Annotated in this window: 11 protein-coding genes; 8 read left to right on the top strand and 3 right to left on the bottom strand. The window is 46.7% G+C overall.

Annotation, left to right across the window (positions count from 1 at the left end):
• Positions 1 to 18 precede the first annotated feature (18 nt).
• Entirely contained in the window at positions 19 to 957 is a 939-nt protein-coding gene (gene mdh, locus KIU71_RS05795; protein WP_214130242.1) for a malate dehydrogenase, read from the bottom strand.
• Between the two features lie 219 nt (positions 958 to 1,176).
• On the opposite strand from mdh, the gene argR reads away from it, so the two are divergent.
• Positions 1,177 to 1,641 carry a transcriptional regulator ArgR gene (argR, locus tag KIU71_RS05800; RefSeq protein ID WP_214130243.1) on the top strand — a complete coding sequence of 155 codons (465 nt, stop codon included), beginning with the start codon at positions 1,177 to 1,179 and terminating at the stop codon, positions 1,639 to 1,641.
• Between the two features lie 309 nt (positions 1,642 to 1,950).
• On the opposite strand, the gene KIU71_RS05805 is transcribed toward argR, so the two are convergent.
• Positions 1,951 to 5,076, bottom strand: a complete 3,126-nt coding sequence (locus KIU71_RS05805) for a TonB-dependent receptor (protein ID WP_214130244.1) — start codon at positions 5,074 to 5,076, stop codon at positions 1,951 to 1,953.
• A gap of 451 nt (positions 5,077 to 5,527) precedes the next feature.
• Between KIU71_RS05805 and KIU71_RS05810 the strand changes: the two genes are divergently transcribed.
• The 7 genes from KIU71_RS05810 to KIU71_RS05840 all read left to right on the top strand — a co-directional run bounded on the left by KIU71_RS05810 (position 5,528) and on the right by KIU71_RS05840 (position 11,224).
• Entirely contained in the window at positions 5,528 to 6,400 is an 873-nt protein-coding gene (locus KIU71_RS05810) for a PhnD/SsuA/transferrin family substrate-binding protein (RefSeq protein WP_214130245.1), read from the top strand.
• Complete coding sequence (locus tag KIU71_RS05815; protein ID WP_214130246.1) at positions 6,393 to 7,370, top strand: hypothetical protein; 978 nt, start codon at positions 6,393 to 6,395, stop codon at positions 7,368 to 7,370. The genes KIU71_RS05810 and KIU71_RS05815 overlap by 8 nt, the downstream gene beginning before the upstream one ends.
• Positions 7,371 to 7,432: 62 nt before the next feature.
• Complete coding sequence (udk, locus tag KIU71_RS05820; protein WP_214130606.1) at positions 7,433 to 8,056, top strand: uridine kinase; 624 nt, start codon at positions 7,433 to 7,435, stop codon at positions 8,054 to 8,056.
• 24 nt (positions 8,057 to 8,080) lie between these two features.
• Positions 8,081 to 9,292, top strand: a complete 1,212-nt coding sequence (locus KIU71_RS05825) for a NupC/NupG family nucleoside CNT transporter (RefSeq protein WP_214130247.1) — start codon at positions 8,081 to 8,083, stop codon at positions 9,290 to 9,292.
• 134 nt (positions 9,293 to 9,426) lie between these two features.
• Positions 9,427 to 9,642 carry a hypothetical protein gene (locus KIU71_RS05830; protein ID WP_214130248.1) on the top strand — a complete coding sequence of 72 codons (216 nt, stop codon included), beginning with the start codon at positions 9,427 to 9,429 and terminating at the stop codon, positions 9,640 to 9,642.
• Positions 9,643 to 9,654: 12 nt separating this feature from the next.
• Positions 9,655 to 10,026: a hypothetical protein gene (locus KIU71_RS05835; protein WP_214130249.1), complete on the top strand. Its 372-nt coding sequence runs from the start codon at positions 9,655 to 9,657 to the stop codon at positions 10,024 to 10,026.
• A 352-nt stretch (positions 10,027 to 10,378) separates the two neighbouring features.
• The gene (locus tag KIU71_RS05840) at positions 10,379 to 11,224 is read left to right on the top strand and encodes an isopenicillin N synthase family dioxygenase (RefSeq protein WP_214130250.1); all 846 of its coding nucleotides are present in this window, start codon (positions 10,379 to 10,381) and stop codon (positions 11,222 to 11,224) included.
• Here the strand turns inward: KIU71_RS05840 and KIU71_RS05845 are convergent.
• The gene (locus tag KIU71_RS05845) at positions 11,217 to 12,110 is read right to left on the bottom strand and encodes a M20/M25/M40 family metallo-hydrolase (RefSeq protein WP_214130251.1); all 894 of its coding nucleotides are present in this window, start codon (positions 12,108 to 12,110) and stop codon (positions 11,217 to 11,219) included. The genes KIU71_RS05840 and KIU71_RS05845 overlap by 8 nt on opposite strands.
• Positions 12,111 to 12,124 lie beyond the last annotated feature (14 nt).

Here is a 12,124-nt window from a genome sequence, read left to right on the forward strand (position 1 = left end):
TATATTGATTGAGTGCGATTATGCGTTCGTGACGAACTCGACACCCATTTGAATATCACCACGCAAGCCGTCTAACATGTCTTCTTTGGCTTTTTGTTCAAAGGCGCTGAGATCACCATAGGGTAGTATCTCTTCAACACCGTTAGCACCTAAACGCACAGGGTGGGCGAAGAACGCCGCATCGTCGCTATCCACTTGAACATAAGTGTATTCAACCACATTGTCACCTTTCATCGCAGCGACCAAAGACAAACAGAAACGCGCTGCAGCCTGGCCCATAGAAAGCGTAGCTGAACCGCCACCCGCCTTCGCTTCGACCACTTCGGTGCCGGCATTCTGAATACGCTTAGTTAAACTCTCCACTTCGTCGTCCGAGAAGCTAACGCCCTCAACCTGCGATAGCAATGGCAAAATCGTTGTGCCGGAATGGCCACCGATAACTGGCACATGAACACCTGCAACATCAATATTTTTAAGTTCAGCGACAAAGGTCTCTGCACGGATAACATCGAGTGTAGTGACACCAAACAATTTATTTTTATCGTAAACGCCTTTGGCTTTTAACGCTTCAGCAGCAATCGCCACTGTGGTGTTCACTGGGTTGGTGATAATACCAATACACGCTTTCGGGCAGGTATCGGCAATGGCATCAACCAAGTTACGTACGATACCCGCATTAATATTGAAAAGGTCAGAGCGGTCCATGCCGGGTTTACGCGGCACACCAGCTGGGATCAACACGATATCGCACCCTTCAAGGGCGTCGTTGAGGTTGTCCTTACCATGGCCGGTCACTTTGACATCAGTAGGAATGTGGCTCAAATCAACGGCAACACCCGGCACAACCGGAGCGACGTCGTAAAGTGATAATGCTGAGCCTGCTGGCAGCTGAGTTTTTAACAATAAGGACAAGGCCTGACCGATACCGCCTGCGGCACCTAAGACTGCTACTTTCATGTTTTTCTCCTACTCGGATAGTGATTGACTGGATTTGCGATCGCGCGACACACTAATGCAATCGCAGAGTAAACTCAATGGCGCGTGGATCGTAAGGCCTATAGTGTAACGATTTTTCTACCAATACGGTATTTGTTAAGGTGAATAAACACTATCTAAATTGCCTATGTGCGTCGCTTACGGCAAAATATAACGAAATTCATCAACCTCTTGGACTTCATGGCCTCCGTTAAGCAAGAACAACTCATCAAAGCGTTTAAAGACTTACTCAAGGCGGAAAGCTATGGATCGCAGGGTGAGATTGTAGAAGCCTTAAAAACACTTGGCTTCGATAGTATCAGCCAATCAAAGATTTCACGCATGCTCAGTAAGTTTGGCGCTGTGCGCACGCGCAACGCACGCGGTGACATGGTTTACTGCCTCCCGCCTGAACTCGGCATGCCCACCGCCAAGAGCCCGCTTAAACAGTTAGTGCTTGATATTGTGCATAACAATGTCATGGTCATTATTCGCACCAGCCCCGGTGCAGCGCAGCTTATTGCGCGCTTGCTCGATTCTTTGTCAAAAAAAGATGGCGTGCTTGGCACTATCGCTGGCGACGATACCATTTTTATCGCCCCCGCCGACGTGAGCAAAATTGAAGAGCTCCGCCTGCGTGTAGAAGCGTTATTTGAGAATGTGTAGTGCGTGACCGCAAGTCCATTGCGGCCACTCCAACAACGCAATTTGACTAGTTTGCAGGCTTAATGACTGAAACTGTATGTCTTATGTCTGGATGATTTTCTAACGCGTCAATCTTTCCGTTATTATCCCAGTCAGTACCGCTAAACGTGTCCGTATCGCGAATCGAAATACATGTGTTGTTCCATCCATCGCACTGTACTCACAACCCTTTAAATTTCAATATATTTAAGGTATTAAAAAACCGGCGCTCGTTGCCTAACGCCGGCTTTTAGATTGTTTCACAGCATTACACTGTGAGGTTGAACTCGATTAGAACGAGTAACGAACCCCTAAGCGTACTTGCCATAATGACGCTTCAGCAACGCGAGTCTCTAATGACGGCGTGATGAAGTCCGAGTAAACATACTGGCCATTGTCATTGATGCTAGCATCGACAACGCGCTGTGAGCGAGGGAAGCTAGCTTCCTCTAGAATGCCCCAATCGTCATTCAACAGGTTACCGAAGTTTTCAATGTTCAAGAATACCTGACCACGATGACCTTCCATAAATCCTGCAAAGTCCTGAGAGATTCTGACGTCAAACTTCGTCCACCATGCACTGTTTACGCTGTTACGAGACATAATCTCACCACGCGCTAGACCTTGCTCATCAATGAAGCTATTAAATGCAGCTAAATCGAAATCAGGTCCATAGATAACCGTCGGATCGTCAGTTTCAGGAATGTAAACTAGGTTATTCGAGATGAAACCAGCGGTACTTCCGAATCCAGGGTCTCCATCAAACACAAAGCTATACGGACGTCCTTCATTAATCGTACCGAATACAGTGAATGACGTGTCATAACCAGGGAAAAACTCTGTCGTGTAGTTAAGATTCAACGTGAAACGATGAGGGATCTCATAGTTTGACGTTGCAGGACCAGGGTTTTCTGTATCAGACACGGCTGAGTTGAAGTAGTTAGAGAACGCTACCGAGCTCGTCATTGGGCTCACGTCTTCCGCGTCAGTGTAGGCATAAGACGCCGCCCAGCGGAATCCATTATCCATTTGCTGACTGAGTGAAAGTGAAATAGAGGTTGTTTGCCCTGAGTCACCCTCAACATTGGTCAAGACGAAGTCTTGTCTACGGCCATTTGTGCTGTCATAGATTGGACGACCGTCTGGTGCTGTTCCTACATTTACGCGAGAAAGATCCTGAATGATGGCTGCATCCTGCTTGTCGGTGAACAAGTAATCCATCATGAAAATCATATCATTTTCAAAGGTATAGGTTGCACCTAAAGCGTATTTCCATTCTGACGGAATTTCAAAGTTAGGATCCTGAGCGTTAATACCGCCGGTACGACCATCACCTGCTGCAACCGCATCAAACAGCTCTTGAGGAATATCGTAAACTGGCTGACCGCCGCCGTTAAAGGCTAGGTCAAACACGGAACGTCCTGAACGGTCCTGAACTTCCTGTTGAATGATGCCGTTGTTGCTAAAGTTATTGGATAACCAAACATTTGGGTTACCGCCTGAGTACAAGCCAATTCCACCGCGAAGTTCCCAGCTTTCATTGAACTGCCAGTTGATACCTAAACGAGGCTGTAAAAGGTCAAGCCCATCTAGGTTTTGCTGATTCGAGAAACCGTAAGCTTCCTGAAAGCTCGCGTTCAATGGCGGTAAATCATCACTTGAGTACCAGTCATAACGAACACCAAACGTGATGCTCATGTCTTGGTCTAACCAATAGTATTCATCTTGTACGTACAACGAGTTGATATCGTAAGAAAACTCAGCAGCAGCTTCTGCAGGGTTGTTCGAAGGCGATGCGTTCTCGTAAGTAATGCGTGAAGGTGTACCTGCGCGGAAATCGTCAATTGACTCAAAGCGATACTCGCCCTCAGCTTCCTGAATAAACAAGTTGAATACGTCAAGCGTCTCCCACTCGTAACCACCAGTGATCACGTGATCGCCCATCAAGTATGTACCGGCTACTTTAAATGTGTCGTTGGTGTAAGTCAGCTTATTGGCATGACGAGAGTCATCAGCACCGAGATATACAACTGCTTCTGCCCCATTGTTTTCCGTGTTGATCTGTACTTCACCGAAGTCTGTGCCGCCTAATGGCGTAACTGCTGCTTCAAAATCTGCACTGCCAATACGAACTTCGGTTGAGAAACTGTCAGTCCAGTCCGAAAATACCGAACCGACATAACTTTCGAATTCGCCACGTTGACGATAGTAGTGATTTGAGAACTCATATTCATCAGCGTCGCCGTCTGATTCGCGGATGATGTCACCATCATTATTATTGTAGATCAATGAAGCGCGATGATTGTCAGCAATATTCCAGTCGAGCTTTAATGTAATTTTCTCATCTTCAACCGGAATTGAACGGACTTCTGCACCTGGATCGTAGTTGTACAAGTCATTCGCAATCTGACGAATTTCGTCAAGCTGCGCCTGAGAAACGCCTTGCACTGGCACTGCTGCATTTGAATCAGCCGCACCACGGTCAAACAATGATGCGCCATCTAATTTTTCATAAGCAACAAAGAAGAAAAGCTTGTCTTCGATCAACTTACCGCCGACGTTAAAGCCATAACGTTTTTCGGAAAACTCACCGAGTTCTAATTCTTGACCTTCAAGGCTGTCGCCACGGAAAGAATCACTGGTGTAATCGTAAAACGCACTACCTTTAAACTCATTACCACCTGATTTAGTCACTGCGTTGATATTACACGCTGTAAAACCACCGTACTGTACATCAAATGGCGCAAGCTCTACGGCAACCTGTTCAATCGCATCGTATGAGAATGGCTGGCGAATGGTTGGATAACCGTTGCTATTCAGACCAAAGTTATCATTTGTTCTGACGCCGTCCAATGTAAAGCTGTTAAACCGCGAGTTTTGGCCAACACATTGAATACCGTCATCACGAGCTTCGTTGATGTAAATGCGCGGGTCGATACGAATAAGGTCTTTAATGTCGCGGTTTACTGCCGGGGCATTTTCCAAATCGAACAAACCGAAGTTTGCTACCGGACCATCTGAACCGTATGAGCTATTAACAACTGCGCCGGTGACTGCGATTCGCTCAACATTCTGCGCTTCTAAACCAACGTTTAAAGGAAGCGTTTCACCCAATGTTAAAAATACGTCATTGATGGTGCGGCTGCCTGATTCATCCGTTACTTCAATCGTGTATGGACCACCAACTTGTAACCCTCTCAAGTTATAGCGACCCGTATTGTTTGATTCGATGGTACGCGTAGAACCATTGCGCATGTCGGTAATGCGGATTGTTGCACCAGCAACAACAGAGCCAGATTCAGTTAACACTGTACCTGAAATGCCTGAGGTGGTTTCCTGTGCCATAGCAACAGACGAAAGGCCTGCTGTCATAGCAACTGCAATCGCTACACGACTGAGTTTGGATTTGAATAACATATGTGTGTTTCCTATTTTAATGTCGTAACGTAAGTGTTGTAACAGTAAGACTGCAGAATCGACGTTTCACAGTGCACTCATCGTGCAAAACGGCCATCTGTCCTAATTAAAAACCCGCTAAAGTCTTAGTGATTTATGTGTCAACTTTATGACAATCATCAGAGATTTTTAGCGGCTCCCGCTGAATAACTTCACAATCGCGAGGAACTCATTGCGCGCACACGTTGTCTGAACTTCGCAACGTTGTGTTTGCCTTGGTTATTATTATTTTTGTTCGCGTATGGTCGCTGTCGGGCGCTTAGATAAACACTGGTCAATGAAATTCAAAATTACTTAAAGATTTGGCAGAAAAATCAGACTGTTACTTTCTTTAAATAAGATTACTTATTGCAATAATTCCGGATAACTGGTGAAATCAACGTAATAAATAAACCCACACCATGATTCTTTTTTGCGACCGTCTCGATTATTTGCCAAAAACCTGTTCTGGATTGTCACGCTCACCGTGCTGTTTATCAGCGCTGGGGTGGGCGCACTTTTAGGTCAAAAAAAAATTTCGGCTTTGCCGCCAATTGCGGACAATTCGTACAAATGTGAACAACGATTGTCGGAAAATCCACAAACCTTTACGGTATACGTGACTGATAATTGGCTCGCAGATGTGTTGTTAAGCACCCTGTGTAATGACGCGGTGATGCGGCGGCAATTTGGCGATGTTCACGTTACCGTGGGCACCAATGATTTCGATACCTTCGAATATATTAACTATGGCATTGCTGACTTAGCATTAGTGAAACAACATCAGATTAATGCATTCGCGAGCGAAAAGGTGCAAGGTTATCAGGCGATTGCGCGCTATCCCGATTATTCAGCCTATTTTATCGCTAAAAATGAGAGGCCTACGCTCAGCAAAGAATATTTGTTAGGCAAGCGCATAGGCCTGCTCGATTATCCCAGCAGCCGGTCTGGGCATATCGAACCGAAAATCAAGCTTCAATCATTGGAAATTAATGAGTCGAATGCAGACATTCGATATTACAATTCACATCAGGAGTTGCGACAGAAGCTGTTAGTCGACGAAGTTGACATTATCGCCTCGTATTGGGACCCCGATGACGCCGGTACGTTGTCGGAAAATTACATTGTACAAATCAATGCTAATGTGTCCGGATCGCGCTGGTTCTTGCGCCAACAGAATCGCAACACGGATCTCATTTGTGCCCTGCAATCTTCACTTGAAGTAATATCGCAAGACCCACCATCCAATTATTATTCGCACATACAACGGCTGCCGCTGGCATCAGTGAGTTGTGCAAATGACTGAGCGCACATTGCATACCAGTACCCTGTTAAGAAGCGGATTGGTGTTTGTCTGTACGCTACTCCTCGCTCAGTTCAGTTTTAGCGTTGCGCACTTACTGAGCTATCAGCATTCAATTGAGCATGCATTACATCAAATCGACGTCAGGGTATCACTGGATGTGGCATCACTGGATTTAGGCGATCCCATGACGAAGCAGACGCTCAATCCACAGCGGGTGGAGCGTTATATCGACACATTAAACTCGCACATTGCGTCGCACATGAGAGTGCCGGAAGTGCAGGTAACGTCAATTCGATATGTGTACGCGCCTGATGACGCCGACTTCGCGTCACAACACAGCTTGTTTGTTATCCCACAGCGTTCATTGCTAGCAACAGACAGTAATCTCGCCATACAGATTGATATTGAGCCTTTGCCGTGGCACCAAAGCTTGACTTTCCATTGGCTGGGTTTGCTAATGGCAATCGTCATTAGCGTACTTTATGCGCGGCGGTTTGAACACAAAGTTGAACGGAAAGCGCATATCCAGCAAAGCGAGCAACGTGTGAAACTGCGCATCGATTTGCCGAAAAAACAAGTGGTGAATGTCGGTACCGGCGCAGCCGTTGATATGCAGAATAAACCATTGTGTTTTTTCACCGCGCTAGTCGAGTACTGTATAGCAAATCCCAACGGTGAGTTGCTACATCATAAGGACGTACCACCGGAATTGGTTGCCCGCGCGAATAAGGTGTTTGCACGGTTAATTGTGTTAGGACACACCAAACGGAAGCGCCCCGATTTCAACGCTAATCTCGAAAAAACCCTGAGTGAAATACGCGCATTACTGGACTTGGTCTTCAATCAAAATGAGCCATGCAAATCACTTTTTTACCCCCCGCGTGCGCAAGGTGAAGGCTCAAGGTCTAAACAACACAGTTATGCGTTAACTGAAATCACCGCCGAACACGTTGAAATAATTGGCTTGTAAAATTTGCTAATGCAGGTTTAAACACGTATCTTTGCGGGAATACCAGCTACAGTCGTTTAATGATGCAAAAGCCGCTAATCATAGCCATTTCTGGCGCTTCCGGTTCTGGAAAGTCGTTATTTACCGAGAATCTTCTGAAAGCATTTGCAGAGCAAGGCCGCCCTGTACAAATACTGCGTGAAGATCACTATTATAAAGCGCAGGACCATCTGCCGATGGAAGAGCGCGAACGCACCAATTACGACCATCCGAATGCATTTGAACACGAGCTGTTAAAGTTACACCTGCAGCAGCTTCGCGATGGCGACTCAATTGATTATCCAATCTACTGCTATAAAACCCATACACGGCTTGCTGATACTGAAACCTTGCATTCTGCGCCGGTGATCATTTTGGAAGGTATCATGTTGCTGGCTCGGCCTGAACTTTTACCGCTTTACGATGTGAAGATATTTATAGACACACCGCTGGATATCTGTTTGATGCGACGAATGATGCGCGACGTGAAAGAGCGCGGCCGCACCATTGAATCCGTTGCCAAGCAGTATGAAAAAACGGTTAAACCCATGTACCATCAGTTTATCGAGCCCAGTCGATTTACCGCCGATGTTGTTGTGACTCAGGGCGGTAAAAATTTCATCGCGCTGGACGTGATATCGTCACACATTAAGCAAGCACTACAATAATAAAAACACCAAAGGACGCTTATTATGAGCAGTATTATCGGTATCGTCGCGCTACTTGCCATTGCTTTTGCACTGTCTTCAAATCGGCGCTCAATTAACTGGCGTACGGTAGGTGGGGCATTTGCGATACAAGCGGGTATCGGCGCTTTTATTCTGTATTTTGAACCCGGTATTCAAATGCTGCTGGCGCTGAGCGAATTTGTCAAAAACATCATTGGCTATTCACAAGAAGGCATTTCCTTTTTGTTCGGCCCAGTTGGCGACCTGTCTTTGGGCTTTATCTTCGCATTCAACGTGCTGCCTGTGATCATCTTTTTCTCGTCGCTGATCACCGTGTTGTATCACATGGGTATTATGTCTTGGGTGATCAAAATCATCGGCGGATTTCTGCAATGGATGTTAAAAACCAGCCGCCCCGAGTCGATGTCGGCAGCGGCCAATATCTTTGTTGGTCAGACTGAGGCTCCTCTCGTTGTTCGTCCATTTATACCGCAAATGTCTCGCTCAGAACTGTTCGCGATCATGGTGGGCGGTTTGGCCTCAATTGCCGGCTCAGTGATGGCTGGGTATGCGGGACTCGGTGTTGAAATAAAGTATTTATTGGCCGCTAGCTTTATGGCAGCGCCTGGCGGATTGTTGATGGCCAAACTGATGCAGCCTGAAGTGGCGAAAGTCCACAATAATCTCGAAGAAGTTCAAGAAGAGAAAAGCACCTATGCAAATATTTTTGACGCCGCTGCCAGTGGTGCTTCCTCTGGCTTACAACTGGCTCTGAATGTTGGCGCTATGCTATTGGCTTTTGTTGCACTTATTGCGATGCTAAACGGCTTAATTGGGTGGGTTGGTGGCCTATTGGGTTATTCTGATCTGACCTTTCAAATGATTTTAGGCGTACTGTTGCAGCCGCTGGCCTGGGCTATCGGCGTACCGTGGGAGGAAGCACAGTTAGCGGGTAGCTTTATTGGCCAAAAATTGGTGGTGAACGAATTCGTTGCTTACCTTGATTTCATTCAATACCGTGATCAGTTATCCGCTGGATCTCAGGCTATCATCACCTTTGCTTTGTGCGGGTTTGCTAACTTCTCTTCTATCGCGATTTTAATGGGCGGAATTGGTGCCATGGCACCCACACGGCGCAAAGAAATCGCTCAGCTTGGTTTAAAAGCCGTATTCGCAGCGACCTTGGCAAACTTGATGAGTGCCGCTTTAGCTGGATTGTTTTTGTCTCTGGCATAGTTCAATTCGCAAGGCGCGCACAGCACCGCCTGTTTAGCGCGTTTCGTCCTTTTGGCCAGTTGTTTAGCCTTGCCTATTTTATTACCTTACATTTGAAGGATGCAGAGTGCACTCCTCATATTAAGGAAAATAAAATGAAACAGTTAAGTCATTCAGACATTGAGAATGTATCGGCGGGAGCTTTACCTGCTGCGGTGGTAGCGGGTGCTCGCTTCGTGGCAGGATCTGCTATAGGCGGAGCGATTTGGGATGGTATTAAAATCGGGTTTAGTTCTTTTCAATCAAATGGGCGTTCGAGTAGTGGGGGTCAAATGAATCGAAGCCGCCGATTGAAACAAAGCACCACTTAGTTTGTCAATCGGGTGAAATTACCCATATACTCAAAAGCGCACTACGATAGGGTTGGTTACACAGGCATCATGATGTGTTTCCTGATCACGTATGTTGTGCGCCCCCAGCTGTCCATCGAGCTACCTGTCTTTGTGATCGTCATGGGGTCAAGCGTCAGTTTCTTTGCCACCGTTGCAGCGATATTTCTTCTTTTGAGCCACTACAATCAACGGGGAAATATTGTCTCGGCTTTGTTTATTGTATTTGGCTGTATGCTGTATGAGTGTGTTCAACCCTATCTCGGATTGGGTGTTTTCGACATTTTCGACCTGACAGCCATTGCCATCGCCGGTTTTATAAGTATGCTTGGTATTTCACTCGCTGTTTCGGATGTCGAGCCCTAAGATGAAGCGGCAAAAGCCCTTTTATGACACGTGCCAGCACGATTGCACAAACAAGTTACTCTCCTCTCGGAACAGAAAAAACAATCTGAATCTAAAAATACAGTCGCTCTGAGTCACTGATCATAGTTTTATGGAGCGCTGATATCATTTGTCGTCTCGTGTTGAAAGAATCAGGCCCAGTCCTTCCAGTCGAATCCCAATAATCCACACTTTTTGCTATGAAACGTTGGGTGCTCTACGTTATATAACATAAAAGATAAACAGGCCTTGCAGCGATACAGATCCCCAACAAACTGTTATAATTACCAGCCTATGGCGAGACTGACCATCGTACTGAAAGATTGAGAGACACATGACACAAACTTTAATTGCGGTTGACTACACCGCAGACAATGCCAAGCAGGCTTTCGTGGAATCATTGCGGGAAACGGGCTTTGGCGTGTTAAAAAATCACCCCATCCAGCAATCTGCCGTGGCAGATATTTATTCGACATGGCAGCGCTACTTTAATGAAGGCGATAAGCACGATTACGAATACAACAAAGACACTCAGGATGGATTTTTCCCCAGTAGTGTGTCTGAAGTGGCCAAGGGCTTTAAGCAAAAAGATATCAAAGAGTATTTTCATTACTATCCGTGGGGTCAATGTCCCGAAGCGCTGAGACCGCAATTGCAGTCATACTACGACAACGCCACATCGTTGGCAGCCGAATTACTCAGTTGGGTAGAGTCTGAATCCCCCACATCGGTCAGCCAGCACTACCGCGAACCGCTATCGACAATGATTAAAGACAGTCAGCAAACGCTGTTGCGAGTGCTTCACTACCCGCCCTTACAAGGCAATGAAGAACCCGACGCGATCCGTGCGGCAGCGCATGAAGATATTAATCTGTTGACCATACTTCCCGCCGCCAACGAACCGGGACTGCAAGTAAAAGGAAAAGATGGAAACTGGCTTGATGTGCCTTGCGACTTCGGTAATTTGATTGTCAATATAGGCGATATGCTGCAAGAAGCATCTGGGGGGTATTTCCCTTCAACGACTCACCGAGTCATCAATCCAGAGGGCAGCGATCAGAGCCGTTCACGTATTTCTCTTCCATTATTTTTGCATCCTCGCCCAGAGGTTGTGCTGTCGGATCGACACACAGCGAAAAGTTACCTGCAAGAGCGTTTGCGCGAGCTAGGTGTTATTTAACGGCGGTATCCTGCATGGCGGCATCAGCGAGTATTGACAACGCTTTTGCCGTTTCCAAGACAATATTAAACTGCTCAAAGTCGATATTTTCTGCTGTGTCATAAGGCGTGTGATAGTGGCGATGATCACCGACACCGAAAAACAAATAAGCAATATCGTATTCTGCAAATACGGCATGATCGCTGGCGCGGCGATAATTGATTTGATTGAGAAGCGAGCGCCGACCTTTAGGTTGTCGATGCGCTTTAATCACTTTGATGGGGTCAGCTGATAGCGCAGCCATCTGCTGATTGACAGCACGTGTGATCCCCATGAAACTAGCATGTGTTTTTTCACCGGAAAGGTATAGGCGAGCGGGTTTGCCTACGCGCGCCAACATGTCTAAATTGAGATTCATCAGTAGCTTATCGCGTTCGATAAGCGGCTGTTCAAGTACAGCACGTGCACCAAAAAGGCCACGCTCTTCTGCATCCGTCGCAATAAACAAAACGCTATGATACAGCGGATTTTCTGCCACATAACTGGCTAAAAAAAGCATCGCCGCAACCCCTGAGGCGTTGTCATCCGCGCCGAGATACATTTGCCCATTTTCGCGCCCTAAATGGTCATAGTGTGCCGTGATCACGATGTACTGACTTGAGTGTTGTCCAGCAATTTTGCCAACCAGATTCACGCCCTCGACGCGCGTCAATCCTGCAGATAATGAAAAGCGGTGTGAAAAATCGGGCGCTTGTGGCAATGCTTCCAAGCCAGTCTCTTTAAAGCGGGCTCGAAGGTAGTTCTGCGCAAGACGACTACCGTCACTATCATTTGCTCGCCCGGCAAAATCCACCGACGCCAGCACCTGCACATCGCTTTTTGCTTGCGCATAAGCATCCGCGCTCATAGCGGGACCCGTAC

The organism is Alteromonas oceanisediminis (assembly GCF_018474025.1).
GTDB classification, from domain to species: Bacteria; Pseudomonadota; Gammaproteobacteria; order Enterobacterales; family Alteromonadaceae; genus Alteromonas_E; species Alteromonas_E oceanisediminis.

Coding starts and splice junctions, on each gene's coding strand:
- mdh (WP_214130242.1), bottom strand. CDS start 957: ATGAAAGTAGCAGTCTTAGGTGCCGCAGGCGGTATCGGTCAGGCCTTG.
- argR (WP_214130243.1), top strand. CDS start 1,177: ATGGCCTCCGTTAAGCAAGAACAACTCATCAAAGCGTTTAAAGACTTA.
- KIU71_RS05805 (WP_214130244.1), bottom strand. CDS start 5,076: ATGTTATTCAAATCCAAACTCAGTCGTGTAGCGATTGCAGTTGCTATG.
- KIU71_RS05815 (WP_214130246.1), top strand. CDS start 6,393: ATGACTGAGCGCACATTGCATACCAGTACCCTGTTAAGAAGCGGATTG.
- udk (WP_214130606.1), top strand. CDS start 7,433: ATGCAAAAGCCGCTAATCATAGCCATTTCTGGCGCTTCCGGTTCTGGA.
- KIU71_RS05825 (WP_214130247.1), top strand. CDS start 8,081: ATGAGCAGTATTATCGGTATCGTCGCGCTACTTGCCATTGCTTTTGCA.
- KIU71_RS05830 (WP_214130248.1), top strand. CDS start 9,427: ATGAAACAGTTAAGTCATTCAGACATTGAGAATGTATCGGCGGGAGCT.
- KIU71_RS05840 (WP_214130250.1), top strand. CDS start 10,379: ATGACACAAACTTTAATTGCGGTTGACTACACCGCAGACAATGCCAAG.
- KIU71_RS05845 (WP_214130251.1), bottom strand. CDS start 12,110: ATGAGCGCGGATGCTTATGCGCAAGCAAAAAGCGATGTGCAGGTGCTG.